This window comes from Bathymodiolus japonicus methanotrophic gill symbiont (assembly GCF_019721995.1).
In the GTDB taxonomy this organism is placed as follows: domain Bacteria; phylum Pseudomonadota; class Gammaproteobacteria; order Methylococcales; family Methylomonadaceae; genus Methyloprofundus.
The window spans coordinates 1-19512 of sequence record NZ_BLYC01000040.1; the positions used below are offsets into that span (position 1 = coordinate 1).

Genomic DNA, 19512 nt, shown 5'->3' on the forward strand with positions numbered 1-19512 from the left:
CAGATATTTAAAGTTTAACGGCTCCAGATATTTGAAGTTTTACAATGCTCTGGAATATTTAAAGTTTTAGGATTCAACTTAATAATTTTCACAATGCTGAGGATATTAAGAGTTTTACGGAACTAATACTTAATAATTTCACAATGCTGAGGATATTAAGAGTTTTACGGCTAATGTTGTCAATTATGAATTGTTGATGCTTCACAGCTCCATAACTTCACAGCTCTATACTATATAGATAGCAATTATGAATTGTTGATGCTTCACAGCTCTATACTATATAGATAGCAATATTGAAAACTTGTGAAGCTGTTCATCTTGTGACTGCGTATAGTAAGCTAATCAGTGGCTAGCAATATTGACAACTTGTGAAGCTTGTTACTCTTTATATATGTAGCAGCTAAGTAGGTCATCAACCAATCATATCTATATTAGAAGTTATTAATATAAGAACTTACTATATATATGAAGCTGTTCATCTTGTGAAGCTGTTCATCTTGTGAAGATGTTCACTGTTCAATACTATTTCAAACGTACGTAACAATTCATAATTCATAATCCTAAAACATAAATTTTCCATGTCTCAAATATTAAAAAGGGGGGTTTTGAATTTTTTTATAATCCTTATGGGTACTCAATTACGTGCGAATGGAAAAAAATAAAAAAAACAAAAAGGCTTCACAATAAGTAAGTATATGAAACGAGTTAGCGACCTGAATATTCAGGTGGCTGAATAGTTGAATAGTTGTTGTTTTAGCGAGCTGAATATTCAGCCGGCTAGATTGCATGTCTATGTATATGACTCCTCAATATTGAGTAGTCCTATTGCCTTTATAATCAATGACTTGCTCAGGGTTGCTCTCGAGTAACCTCAAGATATTCCTTATATATCAAATGTTGTAGGAGTATACTACTAGTAGACTCAGATTATAAGTCAAAATGATTATGAAAGCTTTATAACCAATACTTCTAACGTCGATATTATCGACGCTGAGATTATTAAACTTATAATCAAGGACTTATAGAGTCTTTATATAACGGATCTAATTATTACCTTTATAATCAAAGACTGCGTCAGCTCGACTGTACACCGGAAAACGTGGGCTAAGAGTTTTACTCAAAAAGGATATCTTTATACTATAGAACTCCATACTCTATAACTCTATAGCTTTATAGCCATCTTATAATGTTATAATACATATAATTTAAAAGGGAAAGTTTATAGAATGAAGAGTTCATCTGTTATTACTAGGCCGGTTCGAGAGGTGTTATCATCTTACATGTTGGACTTTAGTTATCCTGAAACGTCCCAAAGGTTGGGGATGTCTAGCAGTGCCATACGTTCAATTGTTGATAGTAACAGGGAATTGCTAGATACGATGCAAAGTGAGCGTCAGTTAAGGACAAAGGTTGATAGTGATTACATTCTTGCGTCTTTAAAGGAGCTTAGGGAGCTTAATGTTATGGACATACATAGAGATGATGGAACTATAAAGCCACTTAGTGAATGGCCTGAGAAATGGCTTAAAGGTGTCAATAACATTGAAGTGAAGGAGTTCAGTGGTGATGATGGCGAGCCAATAGGTCGTGTATCCAAGCTAAGGTATCCTGATAAAGTTAAGTGTTTAGAATTGATGGGTAAGCACGTTGGAGTAAAAGCATTTTCAGAGAAGATAGAGCTTGAGGACGTAAGCGAGATAGGTAGGCAATTAGCTTTAGGGCTTGAGAATGCGAACAAGTCAAGAGTTAGCCATGATGATGAAGTAATAATTATAGGTGACGAAGATGGCGGTTGATTTAAAGAGTGATGTAGATAGACGGCTAGCGGAATTAATGATTCAGTGCAGGAATGACCCGTTACTGTTTGTAAAGACTGTATTCCCATGGGGACAGCCCGGAACGTCATTAAGTCATGTAACAGAGATGCAGAAATGGCAGGAGGATTATTTAATAAAGCTTAGGGATATGCTTGTTAAAGAGCCGTTTGACGGGAAGAATCCTGTACTTTGCAGACAGATAGCGGTGGCTAGCGGACATGGTGTTGGTAAATCGGCTTTAAGTTGTTGGCTTATATTGTGGATAATGTCTACAAGGCCTGATAGCAAGGGAACGATTACTGCTAACAGTGCTAAACAGTTAAAAACAAAGACTTGGGGCGAGCTAAGCAAGTGGTTAAATATGTGTGTAACCAGAGAATGGTTTGAGTATCACAATGCGCCACAGAATATGTCTTTATGTCATGTAAGTAACCCGAATGAATGGCGTTGTGATGCGATAACGTGTAAGGAAGAGAATAGTGAAGCATTTGCTGGACAGCATGCTCATGGTTCTTCATCTTGGTATCTATTTGACGAAGCCAGTGCTATACCATCTGTTATATGGAAGGTGACGGAAGGTGGTAAGTTTGGAGGTGAGCCATTTCATTTTGTATTTGGCAACCCGACTAGAAAGGACGGTATGTTTTTTGACTGTTTTCATGATAACAAGAGTAGTTGGGAGACTATCCATGTTGACTCAAGGGACTCTACACTACTGAACAATGAGCAGATAGAAGTTTTTTTAAAGACTTGTTCCACGGAGGACGAGAAAAGGTTCAGGGTTTACGGAAAATTTCCTGAGACATCGGAAGATCAATTTATAGCGACTAATGTTATTGAGGACTCAAAAAACAGGATACCATCGGTGTTAGATGGCGAGCCTTTAATATGTGGTATAGATGTAGCTCGTGGAGGTGATGACTTTGGAGTTATACAGTTTAGGCGTGGTAATGATGCAAGGACGTTCAAAAAGTACAAGATACCTGGGCGATTAATAAGTGATTCCACAGTATTTATTGATCTGATAGACAAGGCATGCACTGATAACCCTCCGGATATGATGTACATAGATGAGACAGGAATGGGCGGCCCGATAAAAGATGAATTGGTTAAGATGGGGTTATCCTTGCAAGGGTATACATTTTGGTAATTCTGCAATAAACAGTCAAGCGTTTCATTTACGTACTGCTGAGATGTACAACAATATAAAGGATTGGTTACAGAGTGGTGGCTGCATAAATCCACGTGATGCTGAATTAATTAATCAGCTTAAAGCTCGTGAGTATGGGTATAATGAGAAAGGGCAGCTTGTTATAGAGTCTAAAAAGGTAATGAAGTCGAGATGTGCTAAGTCTCCAGATGATTCGGACGCATTAGCATTAACTCTTGCATATCCGCATAGAAACAATAATTTAAAGAAGCAACCCAAGATTCATAAACACCAGTCGTATAAAAACCCATTGGGTCATGATTCGCTGGAATCTTTTTATAAATAATAGGAATTAAATTATGGGTATGTCAATCCCGCCACCACCAGAGCCTTTACCTCCAGCACCAATAGACTCGCCGTTTGTGTATGACAGGGAAGGTAAAATTAGGAAACGTAGATCATTAAAGAGAAAGACGCAAACATCAGGCGGACGCATCAATTTAGCAGACGAGCCAGCCAACGCTAAAACTCTATTGGGTGAATAGCCATGCAAATGTCCATTGGCAGTACGATATTAAAGAAGTTTTCAAACATGAAGTCAGAACAGACTTCTTATGTATCTCGTTGGAATGAGTTATCAGAGTTTGTATTATTACAGAGTGGCAAGTTCTCAAGCGCAAAGAAGGGAACGCCACCTAGAATAAATACAAAGATGATAAACAACACAGCCACATTAGCTGCAAGAGACTTAGCGGCAGGACTAATGGCTGGAGTTAGCTCACCAACAAGCCCATGGGTGAATTTCACAATAGACAATGAAGCTCTAAAAGAGCAGCAAGAAGTAAGGCTATGGCTAGCATCTATTGAAAAGATTATATTAACAATACTAGGTAAAACAAATGCTTACAACTGTTTATTAAATCTTTACTCAGAACTTGGAGTGTTCGGTACTGCTGCAATGGGTGTATTTTTTCACAAAGAAAAAGGATTTCTTTTTGAGTCGTATACTATTGGCTCTTATTATATCTCTGTTAATGAGTGGGGGATGGTTGATACGTTCTACAGGGAGTTAAGCTTAACAGCGGATGACATGGTGTCTAAGTTCGGAATGGATATATTGCCAGAGAACATAAAGCGGGCGTACACGGACAATGACACGAATATGCAGTTTAGTATTATTCATGCTGTAGAGCCTAACAGGAATTATAAGAAGGGTAATAAGCTCAATAAGTTCAAGAAGTTTTCCAGTAACTATGTCTACGGTGGTCAGATAAACACTGGCGATCAGACAGGGCAGCAGAATAGAGACTCAGATTCAATTGTAATACTTAAATCATCCGGCTTTGACGAGTTCCCTATCATGTGTCCTAGGTGGGAAGTTAGATCTGGTGATGCTTACGGCATATCATCCCCTGCTATTTGCTCCTTAGGTGACACAAAGATGCTGCAAAAGGCTGAGTCAATCAAGTATAAGGCTATAGAAAGGATGGCTAATCCAGCTACTGTAAGCCAAGCAGGACTAGGTAATGCTCCGCTAGGTGAGATAGAGCCTGGGACGCATATACAGGTTGATGACATGAGCAACGGCGGGATAAAGTCTGTTTATGACGTAAGAGTTGAGGTAGTCCCGCTTATAAATGACATATACAATGTTCAGCAAAGAATAGAGGGTGCTTTCTACAAGAATTTATTCCAGCAGATGCTAACGTCAGACCGTAGAGAGATGACTAAGGCTGAGGTTGAGGTAAGGCGTAACGAGTCATTATTAAGTTTATCACCAGTATTGACACAGTTACACAGTGAGTTATTAGACCCAATGATTGATAGGGTGTTTAACATTGCGTTAAGACAAGGGTTGTTACCTGAGCCACCAGAGTCAATTATTGGTCAAGCGGTAAAGACTTCTTACATATCAACTTTGGCTAAGGCTCAGAAGTCGGATGACACAGTTACTATAGAGCGTGTTGTTAATTTTGCGGGTATTCTTGCTGGTATTGATGAAAATGTACTTAAAAAGTTGAATGCAGACAAACTGCTTGAGTCGTTCAGTGACTCTGTAGGCGCACCGGCTGATTGCTTACACGATAAAGCGACGGTAGAAAAAATGAGACAACAACAAGCTGAACAGCAACAAGCAATGCAGCAACAACAACAAGTTATGGAGATGGCGAATGCAGCACCAAATGTTATGAAGTCTTTAAAGAGCGCGCAGGAAATGGGTATAGACCTTAATGGAGTTGGTGATGCAGAGCAATAAAGATGTCGATATAATTAAGTTAGCAATGAGTGATAAAACATGTCGTGATTTCATTGCATTAATATTGAAAGACTTAAAAAAGGGATGCTCTGGCAACGATCAGCAGGGAATAAATAGGGCTAACGCATTAACTACTTATGCCTTGTCTCTTGAAAGTACAATAAAGAGATCAGCACAAGATGATTATTTTAATATGAAGATAGAGGAAATTCAAAATGAGCGAAGCAGAACAGACTGAAACTAATACAGAAGTCGAAACTGTAGTTGATACAGAAGCTGGCAGCACTATACTTGGTGAAAGTCAGGATAATGATAAGGCATCCGACACTCCTAGTGAAACTAAAGAGACTAAAGAGCCTGAGGTTGAGAAGAAGCCTAAGAAAACTATTGTTGGTGCAACGAATGTAAAAGAGCCGTATGTTCATCCGGATGCACCCGACGAATATACAATTGACGAATCATATCTTGAGACGCTTGAGGATGAACAGATAGATAGCGCGCTATTAGACACATTAGCACCTGCTTTTAAGGCTGCAAATATTAGTAATAAGCAGTTTAATGCTGTAGTTAAGGCGCATACAGAGGAAATGAATATACGCGCCCACGAAGCAACTAGGATGATGCAGGAAGAGACTATGGCAGACCCTTTGTTCTCAGGTGACGACTCAGAGGCTAATCTACAGCTTGCGCATGAAGCAATAAAGGAGTACGGTACGGATGAATTGTCCAATGTTCTACATACAACTGGACTTGGGAACAATATTCATGTAGTAAAAATGCTTTATAACATTGGGGCTGCAATGCAAGAGGATGTTCCTGTTGGCAGAAAGGGCAAGCCACAATCTGTAGAAGAATCGAATTTAGATGAATATTACCCAAACACAAAAAAATCATAGGAGATAGAAATGGCTGTACGTAATTTAACGCGTTATCCAGATGTTTTAGCAGAATATCAAGAAGCAGGTGGCTCTCGTAGTCAGATAGAAATTATTGACGTTATGACTAAGAACAATGCATTGCTAATGGATGCAAATATCTTGGAATGTAACTCACCTAATGGGCATAAAATTGCCATTAGAACAGGTTTGCCTGAAACATACTGGACGCAATACTATCAAGGTCATCAACCATCTGCCGGCACTAAGTCTGTGCAAACAGAAGGTATTGCGATGCTTAAATCTTCATGCGTTGTTGATTCTGATCTACTAGATTCTAATCCTAATCCACAGCAATACAGATTGAGTGAAGGGTTAGGTAACTTAGAGGCAATGTCTCAAGCTGTTGTTTCGAGTGTGTTTTACGGTAATAACAAGAAGAACAAAGAGCAGTTCACTGGATTATCAGCTAGATATAACAAGCTAACAGGGTCACCAAGTTCAGATCAAATTGTTAATGGTGGTAGCACTGGTAACGATAATACAAGCATCTGGTTTGTTACATGGGGGAATAGGCAAACATCATTAATTCACCCTCCTGAAACAATGGCTGGCATCAAGCGTAAAGACCTTGGGGAGCAATCAAGAACAGGGTCAAATGGTGAGTTCCAGGCAATGGTTGAAGAGTTCACTTGGAATGCTGGCTTATGTGTTGCAGATTGGCGGTATGTAACAAGAATTTGCAATCTTGATGTTTCAGACATTGAAGCTGGTAATGTTCTTCTTTATGATTTTATGAGGAAAGCATATTATAAGCATCACGCAAGCGAGTTGATGACTGGTAATACGGTTATTTATTGCAACCAAACAGTAAAACAGGGGCTTGAGGCTTTAGCTACTAACGCTGGTGCTGGCGATAATTTTATTAGACTATCATCAGGCGTGGATATTCAAGGCAAGCCTGTTGAAATTTACAAAGGGTACGTCATCCACTCAACACAAGCAATTTTAGATACAGAAGCTAGAGTTGTATAAACATATTTTTGGAGATTTAAAATGACAGCATCAGTTCAATTATCGTTCGCAAACAAGCAGTCAATCGCTTTGCCTAATGATACAGCTTCACACACACTAGATTTAACCGATACACTCGATCAAGGTGCATTACAAGTACCGCCTTTTGGTACTGTTGCCATACCTAAAGATATTGGCAATGGTGGTGTTATTCCAATCTTTGCTAGCGCAACATTCCCACCAGCAGCAAAGGCAGAGTATAAGTTTAACTTTCTTACTTCACCTGATAATACGACATGGACAACATTAAGCTCTAACATAGCTGATAATAGTTCAGGCGATGGTGTTCAGCGAGTGCCTAGTGGTGTTATGCGTTATATGAAGATGCAGATTGTGTATAAGTGTACAGTAGCACCCGGAGCTAATAAGGTTGCAACGGTTAATGCTGATTTAGGTAATCAAGTCTCAAACTTCTTTTAGAAGGGGAATATAGATGGCTACAAAGTCAATAACCACATACCCTGATCTGCAAAGTGCGTATGCAGACGAGAGTATGTATAAGGATGAAGCGTCGTTAATTGATACGATGATGCGTAAGCACCCTATCCTAATGCACGCAAATGTTATGCAATGTAATCAGGGTATGTCACATAAAATGAGTGTGCTTACAGGCTTGCCAGAAGCTTATTTTGTTAAGTATTACCAAGGACATACCGCATCAGCAGCTACTAGAGTTATAGTTGATGAAGGTATCAGCTTGCTAAAATCCACTTCAATTGTAGATAGTGACTTTTTAGAAGCACTTTGCGGAGATGATATAAATAAGCAAAGGGACATGTGCATGAAAGAAGCAGCACATAACCTAGAAGCTATGGCAAGCAAGATTGAGTATAATATTTTTTATGGTGATAAGTCTAAAAATCCAGCAGAGTTCACTGGTCTAACTCCTAGATTCAATCACAAGCATGGCTCTTTAAGTTCAAATCAGATTATTGATGCAGGAGGAAATCAGAATCTGAATACAAGCATCTGGTTTGTTACATGGGGTAATGACAAGACTAGCTTACTATATCCTAAAGATTCAATGGCAGGTATAAGCAGCAGGTTTCTACCTCAGCAGAATGTTGATACTGGTGCTGGTAAGTCATTTCAAGGGAACAGGACTATATTCACTTGGCAAGCTGGATTAGCTGTCGCAGATTGGCGTTACGTTGTGAGGATCGCTGGTATTCAAATAGATGATTCTACTTATTCTGCTTTTGACCCATATCTTTACATGAGAGAGGCGTACTATGCTCATCAATCCAGACATGATAAATCAGAAGGAACATATATCTATTGTAATTCAGATATTATGCAGATAATGGACAGGTGGAACGTAAACGCAATAAGTGGTGACGATCATATTAGATTAAGACCCGGTAATGAATTGCAGGGTAAAGAGGTAAAAACATATAGAGATATTCCAATTATTGAGTGTCCGCAAATAAAAAGGAAAGAGTCAAATTTACAAGGCATTTAGCACAAAGACTATTTAATATAATTAAGAGGAAATAAAATGGCAGTTTATATTGCAGAAAGAACTGGGTACATGCACGATAATATATATGTTTCTGGTGATACTATTGTTACCAAGACCAAGTTCAAAGTATGCCCATCATGGATGCGTTTAGAAACGGATAAGGCGCAAGTTAAAGAGATAACCAGTCAGCACAACATTAAAGTTCAGGCAATGCAGGATGCAAACGTGGATAGCTTTGGTGAGATTGTGACGACTACTGAGTAGTTATCATGACACCTGCCGAAACAGCGCGTTTAGATATATGCAATGTGGCTTTAACTAATATTGGTTCAAAGCCTATTTCTTCATTCAGAGACGATTTGAATGGCTCTGATAATCAGAACATGTGCAAGCTTCACTATGACAAGGCGTTTCACTCTGTTTTGGGTGAGGCTAACTGGTCATTCGGATTGATTCCGGTAACGTTGCCTATTGTTACGCCTAGTATGGTTCGTGGTGGTTTTCATCTTGATGGGTGGAAAAATATGTATGAGTATCACGACCATTTTCTAAAGGTCATTTCTGTATACGGTAAGATTGATAATGAATATCAACACCAAAGGCATATAAACGAGTCATCACATAATCAGCGCAATTATACTGTTCAGCAGCGGTTATTCATAGATGGCACTGGCACTAATACGCACCATCAGTCTGTTATTTTATGCGACATAGAGGACGCTTTCGCTCTTGTGTTATCAAAGACTACTGATATATCAAAAACTAATGGAACATTCAGGGATTGTGTAATACTAAAATTGAGTTCATATCTTGCATTACCGCTCTTAGGTACTCAAACTCCATTAAACCTTATAGCCCAGTTTAACGCACTGTACAAACAATACTTGTCTAAAGCTTGGATTGAGGACGTGCCAAATCATTATGTCCCAAAAGCAAAAGAGAGCAGTTTTATTACATGTAGATATTAATCCTAAATAGGTTGTAAAGCCATGGTAGCAGCATCTAGTACAAAAGCAACGCAAAGTGATTTTACAGCAGGTGAAGTATCCCCGGCAGTTTCAGAGAGGCATAATCTTGATTGGTATGGGTCGGCACTTTCTAAATGTGAAAACGCGTATGTTAAAACTCAGGGTGCTGTCTATAACCGTGAAGGTAGTTACTTCATAGGTGAGGCTGGCAACTCTGGTAATGGTCACGCAAGGCTTATATCGTTCATCTATAACAAGGAACAGCCCTACATTATTTTATTGTTGAGCGGTGCAATAGAGATTATTTTCAAAGATAATTTTTTAACTACAGTCTCTGGTGGTCAGCAAAGAATACGCATTGTAAGTCCTTTCTTATATCCATGGGCAATTAAGACAGCTAATTTTGCTGATACAATCACCATGACAGACGGTCATAATGAAGTAAGCGTTTTAAAGCGTTATGCTCATAGAGACTGGCGACTAGAGACTGTTGACTTTGCAAATCATGTACCAAAGCCCACAAGAGTTATAGTCCAGAATGACAAAGGGGAAACGCCTAAAGTACTCTTTGGATATGCGGTGACAAGTGTAGATGCAGAAGGAAGGGAGTCGTTACCTTTATTAATCAAGACAGTACCGCTTAGCAAAGCAGAAGGCTTTGAGAATAGAATGCACATCTATGCTGCCAATTCTGTGGATAGCTTTAACATTTACAAAGAAATAGTTGAGGGAACAGGGCTGTTTGGTTTTATTGGTAGTTGTAAGTTATTATATAGACCTCCAAATCCAGAGGATTCTGGTTTTTTTGTGGATGCAAACTATGCTCCACAAATGGAGAATTCACCTCCAAGGTCTAACCTACCTTTCGCCAGTGCGGGGGGCAGACCGAAGGTAGTTGGGTTCTATCAGCAGCGTAGGATATTCGGTTCAACTATTGACGACCCACAAAAGATTTTCTTTACAGAAACAGGAGTTATTGACTCCATGCGATCTTCTATACCATCCAAGGCTACAGATTCTATAATACAAGATATTGTATCCAGCTCTATAGGGCAGATAAGGCACTTCATAACTTTTGAGGGCTTGATATTATTAACGTCAGAAGCTGAAATGAAAGTAACAGAAGGTTCTGATTTTGTTATTACTCCCAACACTTTTGGTGTAAAGACTATATCTAACTTCGGTGCATCAAGATTAACACCTATATTGGCTGGCCAGTCTGTACTATTCTCAAAAGAGCAGGGTAATAGGCTTATAGCTTTAAATGCTTTAGGTTCAGGGATTCCGGGATTGGGTGATGTTGAAGCAAGCGACCTAACTATTAGAGCCGAGCATATATTTGAAGGCGAAAGCATGGTTGACATGACTTATAGTGAAGAGCCGAACGGTATAGTATGGATTGTTACGAGTGGCGGACGGATGATTGGTCTAACCTATGACAAAGACCAGAAAGTCTGGGGATTCCACAGGCATAGCACGCAAGGTAAATATAAATCATTAGCGACTATACCTAATGGGAATGAGTCATCAACATACGCCGTTGTTCATAGAAATATAGCTGGTCGTGAAAAAGTATACATAGAGAAATTTGTTAGTAGAAAGGATGATAATCCATCTGATAGTTTCTTTATGGATTGTGGTTTAACTTTTGCAGGCTCGCCAACTAATACGCTTAGAGGGTTACACCACCTTGAAGGAAAGGAAGTATCAGTATTAGCGGATGGCAGGCCTATTAATGGCTTAGTTGTTACCAGAGGGGGTATAACGCTACCTAACGGGCTTACAACCATTAAGGCGCATGTTGGTCTAGGGTATGAGACTATTATCGAAACAATGCCTATTGTTAGCGCAAGGATGCCATCGTCAGGTCAGGTGAAGAGCGTTCATAAAGCGTACCTTGATATATACAATACAGACAGCTTGTCAGTAGCAACAATAGACGACAAGCTAAATGATTATAAATTTGTTGAAATGCAGTCTGATAATGTGAAGTATAGCTTCGGAGGCGGAGAGTCGGAAGGAGTTACCGAGCTAAAAACTGGTATAAGACATATTGACATAGCATCAAAACTAACGGACTATGGGAAAATATCTATTAAGCACACAACGCCTTTGCCTATGTGTATTCGATCAATAACAATGGAGTTCAGTAAAAATGACTAAAAGAACAAGTGGATTAATATTAAAAAGAACGACTGCTAGCCATGTTGAGACTGTTCTGGCAGACCTTAGCCCTATATCAGCTAAGGACGTAGAGAAATGTTTAGTGAGTGGTTATGATTTTAAGTCTGATATGCTTAATAATAAGAGGTGTCTAAGTATTATTATGGATGATAAGCCATGCGCGGTAATCAAGATACCAAATGCAGACGACATCAACGACATAGTATGGGTTATGCTCACTAATGAAGCTATGAAGCAGCCTTTTAGATTACATAGGGAGACATTTAAAATGGTAAGGCTATGGGTAAAACGCTTCGGAGGTGTAAGAACAACTTGTATAAAAACAAACAAGGTAAGCATACGCTGGCTGTTATCTCTTGGGTTTGCTGTTATCGGGCAGCGAGATGATAATGGTGATTTTGTTCTGGAGGCTAACTAATGGCAGTTGCAGCAGCGATCATATCAGCCGTAGTCAATATTGCATTGGCAGTAACAAACGCTCAAAACCAGAGAGCGACTGCAAGATATAATGAAGGTGTAAAGAGGAATCAAGCAACTGCATTAGAGAACGCAGGAGTTGTAGAGCGAGGTGACCTAAGAATGAAAATGGCGCGTGATATTGCCTATCAGAAATCTATTGCAGCTTCAAAGGGTGTTTCTCTTGAGTCAGGGTCATCACTCTCAATATTTAAAGATACGGAGCTTAACTCAGATATTGCAGTAATGAGAGCAAAATACAATACAGATCAGAAAGCCCAAGCACTTAGAGGCAGCGCATCTCTTGAGCGATCACAGGGTGAAAACGCGGCAGTGGCTACATTGGTTGGTGGCGTAGCTTCTGGTGTTGCTGAGCTTGGAAAGGCTGGTGCGGACGCATACGCTTATGCAGAATCTGGTTAGAGGGGTAATCTAATGTCAATGGTAATACCTGAGTCAGAGCTAACGACAACCAAGCTTAATCCTATAATGAGCAATAGGGCTATAGCACCTCCACAAATAAAAAACCCATTGGGTGGAATAGTAAAGGTAATTCGTGATGAAGAGACAAAAATTAATCAGATTGCAGTTAATGATGCAATTAATGATCTTAACGCAGGGCTTACAAAAAGGGCTTATGGAGATGAAAAGGAAGCTGGGTTTTATTCTCAAAGGGGTAAGGCAGCAGTTGATGGTATGCCCGGCTTCTCTACAGGGAATGAACAGTTAGCAGAAGATATAAAGAATAAGCTTACTCATGGACAGCGTAAGATGTTTGCTAAATACTCTACACCTATTTTAAACAAAAGCGCACAATCATCTTTAATATTTCTAGGCGAACAGACCAGAGTAGCAAAATCAAAGTCATTAGATTCTCAAGTAACAAACGCAAATAATGATGCTGCAAAGAATTATTCAGCGCAAGGAATAAAGGATTCTTTAGAGTCTGCTATGCTAGCTGTTGATGAAATATCCGAGATGAATGGAGACTCTAAAGAGACAAGGGAAACCAGAATTGCAGATACAACAAGTAATCTTGCTTACAACGCTGGATTGTCTGCATTAGCAAATAATGATCTAGGTAGCACCGAAAGAATACTTAGAGATTATGGAGATAGTATTTACCCTGCCAAGCGTAAAGCACTTTCGAACGCGATAGAGTTAAGTAGGAAAGTTAATGAGGATGATTATATATTGGGTGCAGCGCAACAAGCAGTGGATAACTTAACAGACCCTAACGCGCCATTTTCTTATAACCAGCAGGCACTGAAAGGAATTAAGAATCCCAAGGTACGGAAAGCTGCATTAGCTATTAGTCGGCAAAATTTAAGTGACGAACAAGCCAGCAGAAAACAAGAGAGTGATAGGCTTTCGTATAAATATAGAAATTACCTCGAGCCAGATATACCAGCAGGAGATTGGTCGAGAATGAACACTGGTGTAAGGACGTTTGTTAAGGAGAGAACAAGCCAGTTTAACAGTCAAGACAATGAGTCATTTTATGCAACCATTATTGCAATGCCAGTTGAGCAGTTAAAAGACCTTGATGCTGTAGAGTTTCGCGCAAAGCTTGTAAAAAATGGAGCGCATATAGATAAGGCTGGATTAGCAAAAGTTTTAGATTACAAGAACAAAGCAGTTAAATCGGTTGATAGTCAGGTAGCTGAATCAAGCAAGGAAGCCATGAGTACGTTTAAAAATCGTGTAGAAGCTGATAATGCATTCGGTGATACAGACACAGACAGTGTTGAATATAAGCGCGCATATCTTAATGTAAAGATTGTTACACAGAGCATGATAAATAAGGAAATATCAAGACGATTTAATAATTCAGAAGATACGACACTAAGCCCACTAGAAATATCTAGAATAACAAATAGAGTATTAATATCTGGCAAGATGACAGCTAATGGCTGGGTATGGGATTCTAAGGAAAAGATCAATCTTGCAATGATTAGTAATAAAAATCTAATCGGAATTATAGATAAAATGGAGCAAATGAAATACAAAGGGAAGCCGGGCGATACTTATATGCAAAAGCTACTTAGGTTTGCAGCTATACATTATGATTTAAACGAATTAACAGTGGAATAAACTATGGCCATGATAATTAGTGGTAATGGATACAAAGAGCCTGAGAAGGTGGTCGATGTTCCTGTTATTGAGCAAAACATGGATGGCGTTCCAGTTGTTGAAGAGAGAGTGGGGGGAGTGGCTAGCGTTCCTACTGGTGAGCAAAACATGGATGCTGTTCCGGTTGTTGAGGATGTTGAGGTAAATGCGTTCGGTGAGCCTATAAATGTTGCTCCTGAAATTGTTGAAGAAGATAGTTACGGCAATATAGAGTTTGAACCAGAAAAAGAATTGTTTCAGGATGAAACGGAGGTATCAGGTGTTGAGTTTGATAACACAGAAGAGGAGCAACTTCTCAAAACAACTAAGCATATACTCTCTAAAGACTTCATAGGTAAAACACCAGAGCAACAACAAGAGCGTTTCAACGAATTATCACCAGAGCTTGTTGTCCAGATACTTGAGGACTCAAAAGACATTAAGGGTGATATTGTTCAGCTTGCTCATTATGCGAACTTACCTATCCAAGTTGTAAAAGATGACCCTGATTACGCATGGCGAGTAGCTGAAAAGAGGGCACTTAAAAAGAAGAAGTTACCACAAGCAGTTTATAGTGAGTTAAGAAATAATCCAGATAGTATTGCTGCATTAAAAGATAATTTTGACGTTGTAGACCAACTAACAAAGGCATTGATTAATGATCGGTACATAAATGGCACGCATAGGCAGAGCTTTACAGATAAGTTAGTAATGGGTTATGAGAGTGGTGCGACTATTGTTGATATGGCTGAATATAAAAATGAGGTCGAGTCATCACTCAAAAGTGGAAGGCCTTTATCGTTAGACCTAATGAACAGGCTTGACAATATTAATCTTGTTAATAATAGGGTTATCAGTGAAGGTAGCTTGCCATCTCAAATGCTTGTTGAGACATCACGAATATTACCTGCATTGTTTGATACGGCAGGAAGCGCACTATATAGATCTGTTCAGGGTGCTGCAAGTGGTCTTGTTCTTGGCTCGGTTGGCGGTGTTGCAGGAGCAATTGCTGGTGCAGGACTTGGCGCTAAAGCAGGTGCTGGCATTGGGTTTGCTGAAACAACCTATGATATGCACTATGTAGGTGCGTCTTATGATTATTCAAGGCTAAAAGTAAATGGAAAGTATTTATCACCAGAAGAAATAGATACGGCAGCCAAAGCTCAGGCGATCATCAATTCAGGACTTGATCTTGCAGGTACAGCCGCGCTTGGGGTGTTATTTAAAGGAGCATCAAAACCAGTCAATTCTATTATATCAAGTGCTGTTAAGACGAAAACTGGACGAGCTTCTTTGGCAAAAATAGCTTCTGCAAAATGGATTCCTAAATCGGCAAAGGACGTAGTAAAAGGAGCTGTTGGACTTGGAGTGGGTGCAGGCGTAGAAGGAGTAACAGAAGGGAGTCAAGAGGTTGTGCTTGATGCTTTCGGAGAGCTTGCCAAAGAATGGACTGCTGAGGGTAGATCGGAGTATTACAATAGAAAAGACATCCTTAACCCAGAGACCGTTGAAAGGGCAATAGAAGCAGCAAAGATGGCAGCAATGGGGGCATTACCATTAGCAGTTGCTAGCGCAGGAGTTGGTAATTTTTCACGCTTGGTATTGCACAAACAGAAGGCAGAGCAAAGCCATACAGAGCAGGAAACGATAGAGCGTATTATAGAGGCGAATAACAATACAACGCTTGCTGATACAGATAGTAATCTAACAGTGCTTAATCAGACGCTAACAGCCACAGGTAACGAAGTAACCTATATGGATGCAAGCGACCTAAAAGCTGAAATTGAGATTCTCGCAAATGATGGCTTTGACGCAAATAATACTCCATGGATAGAGACAATAAATTCAGCTATCAATCAGGCAGAAAGTACAGGCAAACAAGTTGAGCTTAAAACTTCTGAGGTTGTCCAGATACTTAATCGTGATAGAGGCGAAGTATTAAGAAAGCACATGACATTAAGTGAGGATGGAAGCTCAACACACAGAAGCGGAATAGATAACGAGGAAATCGAAAGAAGTATTCGGGAGTCAATAGACCAGTTTGAAGTCGGTATGACAAAGGCAGAAGATGTGGCCAGCTTAACTCAAACGATAAGAGATGAATTGGTATCAACCGGCGTTGTGGATGATAATGTCGCAAGGTTGTTATCGACCATAATACCTGCATGGGCTAATGTAAAGACAGAAGGAACAGATAAATTTCCTAGCCAGTTGATCGCTGATCTTGGGCTTAGCATAGACGGTAAGATAGATTTAAATGGTGTGCTTGGTAATTTCAACCTAGGTGATGGCTTAATAAATCTTAGCACAGAGCAGGACTTGAGTACGTTCTTACATGAAGTTGGTCATTTCATGTTGGATGCAGAACAAAGAACAGAAGGCATTGACAGTATCAGTGCTATCTTTCCTGAAATTGCAGAACACTTAGAGATAACAGAAGAGCAGGTAGAGCATGCCTTTTTAAATCCAGATTTAAGTCCTGTAGAGTACGAGGAAATACAAGAGTTTTTTGCAAGAAGTTTTGAAGCTTATTTAAAGAAAGGCGAATCCCCATCAATTGAATTGTCTGATTCTTTCAGAGCCATAAAGGAGTGGATGAACCTCGTTTATAAAGGAACAGAGCGTCAGGACATGGATGTTAGCAGCGATGTTAAAGCTATGTTTGACAATATGTTTGTTTATAAGTTTGAACCGCAAGATAGCATAGACTTTAATTCTGATACAGACATTATGATGGCTAATGTTTCCAGACTAGAAGATGCGTATAACTCGCTAGTAAATGATGCTAACTCAACGGACGCTGAGATACAGGAAGCTAAGTCTGCTAAAGATGTTGCTGAAAGAGAGCTTAATACAATACTTACTTATATTCACTATAAGGCTGATAATGATATAAACGCAGGACTTATTGATGCTTATACACAAGATGCGATTAAAAAAGCAACCAACTCTGTAGATAGTAATCCAATCGTTCTTATTGTCAATGCAATGAAGAAAAATGAATGGTTAAAGCTTGATGCAGATGACGCAAAGGACGCGCTAGGTGTTGATACATTACCCGCTGATATACAGGCAATAACAAGCGATAGTTCTTTATTATCAATAACAGACATTATTAGCAGCATTGATGATTCTAATCAATTCAATAACATGACTATTGAGGCTTTTCTTGAGTCTGTTCAAGGACTGGAATCGCGAGAGAAGATGATAGAGCAGGAGTATCAAAAGTTAATGCTTGATGCCCCGCAAGTGCTTACAGATGAAAACATGCAAGATTATGCAAGGATGACTGTTGATGCAGAGAATGATGTTGGTAGTCAGGAGCTTGAATTAATAAGCAATATGGATAAGGCTCGCTTAGAGAATGGAGACTCTAAGATTAATAGTGAAGCGATAAAGCAAAAAGCTATTGATGCGCTATATAGACTTAATATATTGACAATGTCAGGGACTGATTTTAACAGCAGGATGAACCAATCTATAAGCAATTACAACATTGCTGTAAGGGTAGGAGATAAACAGAGAATTGCAGATACTGCATTCCAGGCATTATTAAATAATTACATATACACTGAGTCTCTTAACATTAAGCAGCAGTATAGAGATATATCTAAAAACCTTAATAAATTCAAGGCAAAATCCAGACAAGTTGAGATAAAAAAGTTTGGTGGTAATTTCTGGGATAGAATCTCAATCCTGTTAGGCAATGCAGGCATCATTCCAGCCAATGAAGTATCTGCAAATATTAAAGCCTATAATGAGTGGGTAAACTCAAGCGAGCTAATTAGACCACCATCTACTGTCACTGCCCTTGACTCCATGCCGTTTGGTGAGGTTACAGCAATAAATGATATTGTGAACTCATTGTATGTAGCGGGCAGTACTCATAATCAACTAATGATAGATGGCGAGCTTTCTAGTCTTAATGAAATTGTTAGGAAAATAAAAGTTGAATTAGACGAGCATGGTAAAAATGTTGATTTATCACACTCCAAAACAAAAGATCAACAAATATCTAATAAAGGTAGAGAAGCTCTATCCATAACCAGCATATTACCATGGTCATTCAAGATATTATCTAATGTGCATGGAGTTGTTCAGTCTACACTACAAAATGCTTTAGATAGACCACTAACGCTAGCCATTCAAGAGAGTAATATCCTTTTCAGAGAACACATGCAACCTATTATTGATGTTTTCCAGAGAAAAGATTCGTCCTTAGTATTAAAAATGAAGGAAGGACATAAGATAACTTCACTTGAAGGTAACAAGTACATAATTGATGGCAAGATGACTGGTAATCAGATCGTTGCTTTCGCTCTTAACGTAGGTACTCAAAACAATTTAAACACACTTCTCAGGGGTTACGAGATTATAGGTGCTAATGATATAGCTAGCATTCATCATCCAGTCGTACAAGAAGTTATTGGCCATCTTAATAAAGGTGATTGGGCTATTGTCCAAGAGATATGGAAGCAGATAGATAATTTATTTGAGCCATTCAGCGATCTTGAGAGAAGAGTTAGGGGAAAGGATTTAGTTAAAGAGAGTGGTATCCGCATTCCTACTAAAAATCATGGAGTCATTCATGGTATGTATTACCCGCTGCTTAGAGATAAAAAGTATCAGGTTAATTATGATGAAGGTAAGTCACCCGAACAAAATACAAGTGCTGATACCTTGAGTTTATTTTTTGGTGATTATAACTCAGAGTTTGGAGACCAGTTATCCGCTTCAAAAGAACGGACAGAGGGGTACTACCCTGTACTGCTTGACTCAAGCACAGCGTCAATCAATCACATAACGTCAGTTATTCACCTGATTAGTCACTATGATGCAATAGAATCAGCAAGCAAATTAATCTCAAACAAAGAGTTTAGAGCTGCTTACCAGAAAGCAGCGGGCGTGCATGGATTAAATGCTTTAGATACATGGCTAAAAGAGACTGCAAACACTAGAAATATAGAGTCCAGTGACATTATTAGTAGAGCATTCAGGGACTTACGCATAGGAACAACCCTTGTGATGCTTGGTGGTAGTATATTTAAAACTGTTCCTAAGCAATTGCTTGGTATCCTTTTCATCAATAGACGAGGTTGGCACAAACCCAAAAGACTCTAGCCAAGTAGCAGCAGGAGCAAGAGGTATTGCAAGATT

The 19512-nt window shown here is 39.2% G+C and carries 15 protein-coding genes; all 15 read left to right on the forward strand.

Annotation, left to right across the window (positions count from 1 at the left end; genetic code table 11):
- Window positions 1-1265 precede the first annotated feature (1265 nt).
- The 15 genes from K6984_RS25105 to K6984_RS25175 all read left to right on the forward strand — a co-directional run bounded on the left by K6984_RS25105 (window position 1266) and on the right by K6984_RS25175 (window position 19476).
- A complete protein-coding gene (locus K6984_RS25105; protein ID WP_221897907.1) occupies window positions 1266-1796 on the forward strand; it encodes a terminase small subunit in 531 nt (176 codons plus the stop codon).
- Window positions 1786-2967, forward strand: a complete 1182-nt coding sequence (locus K6984_RS25110; RefSeq protein WP_221897908.1) for a terminase — start codon at window positions 1786-1788, stop codon at window positions 2965-2967. Before K6984_RS25105 ends, K6984_RS25110 begins: the two co-directional genes overlap by 11 nt.
- A 553-nt stretch (window positions 2968-3520) precedes the next feature.
- Complete coding sequence (locus tag K6984_RS25115) at window positions 3521-5224, forward strand: portal protein (protein WP_420831714.1); 1704 nt, start codon at window positions 3521-3523, stop codon at window positions 5222-5224.
- Window positions 5211-5462 carry a hypothetical protein gene (locus K6984_RS25120; protein WP_221897910.1) on the forward strand — a complete coding sequence of 84 codons (252 nt, stop codon included), beginning with the start codon at window positions 5211-5213 and terminating at the stop codon, window positions 5460-5462. The genes K6984_RS25115 and K6984_RS25120 overlap by 14 nt, the downstream gene beginning before the upstream one ends.
- Complete coding sequence (locus tag K6984_RS25125) at window positions 5440-6120, forward strand: hypothetical protein (RefSeq protein ID WP_221897911.1); 681 nt, start codon at window positions 5440-5442, stop codon at window positions 6118-6120. Before K6984_RS25120 ends, K6984_RS25125 begins: the two co-directional genes overlap by 23 nt.
- Window positions 6121-6129: 9 nt before the next feature.
- Window positions 6130-7134 carry a major capsid protein gene (locus tag K6984_RS25130; RefSeq protein WP_221897912.1) on the forward strand — a complete coding sequence of 335 codons (1005 nt, stop codon included), beginning with the start codon at window positions 6130-6132 and terminating at the stop codon, window positions 7132-7134.
- 21 nt (window positions 7135-7155) lie between these two features.
- Entirely contained in the window at window positions 7156-7593 is a 438-nt protein-coding gene (locus tag K6984_RS25135) for a hypothetical protein (protein WP_221897913.1), read from the forward strand.
- Between the two features lie 13 nt (window positions 7594-7606).
- On the forward strand, window positions 7607-8635 hold the full coding sequence (locus K6984_RS25140) for a major capsid protein (protein WP_221897914.1): 1029 nt from the start codon (window positions 7607-7609) through the stop codon (window positions 8633-8635).
- 36 nt (window positions 8636-8671) lie between these two features.
- A complete protein-coding gene (locus K6984_RS25145; RefSeq protein WP_221897915.1) occupies window positions 8672-8899 on the forward strand; it encodes a hypothetical protein in 228 nt (75 codons plus the stop codon).
- Between the two features lie 5 nt (window positions 8900-8904).
- A complete protein-coding gene (locus tag K6984_RS25150) occupies window positions 8905-9603 on the forward strand; it encodes a phage connector family protein (RefSeq protein WP_221897916.1) in 699 nt (232 codons plus the stop codon).
- A 21-nt stretch (window positions 9604-9624) separates the two neighbouring features.
- A complete protein-coding gene (locus K6984_RS25155; protein ID WP_221897917.1) occupies window positions 9625-11766 on the forward strand; it encodes a phage tail protein in 2142 nt (713 codons plus the stop codon).
- Entirely contained in the window at window positions 11759-12205 is a 447-nt protein-coding gene (locus tag K6984_RS25160) for a hypothetical protein (protein ID WP_221897918.1), read from the forward strand. Before K6984_RS25155 ends, K6984_RS25160 begins: the two co-directional genes overlap by 8 nt.
- Entirely contained in the window at window positions 12205-12666 is a 462-nt protein-coding gene (locus tag K6984_RS25165) for a hypothetical protein (protein WP_221897919.1), read from the forward strand. Before K6984_RS25160 ends, K6984_RS25165 begins: the two co-directional genes overlap by 1 nt.
- 12 nt (window positions 12667-12678) lie before the next feature.
- Window positions 12679-14337, forward strand: coding sequence for a hypothetical protein (locus tag K6984_RS25170; RefSeq protein ID WP_221897920.1), 1659 nt, complete (start codon window positions 12679-12681; stop codon window positions 14335-14337).
- A gap of 3 nt (window positions 14338-14340) precedes the next feature.
- The gene (locus K6984_RS25175) at window positions 14341-19476 is read left to right on the forward strand and encodes a hypothetical protein (protein WP_221897921.1); all 5136 of its coding nucleotides are present in this window, start codon (window positions 14341-14343) and stop codon (window positions 19474-19476) included.
- Window positions 19477-19512 lie beyond the last annotated feature (36 nt).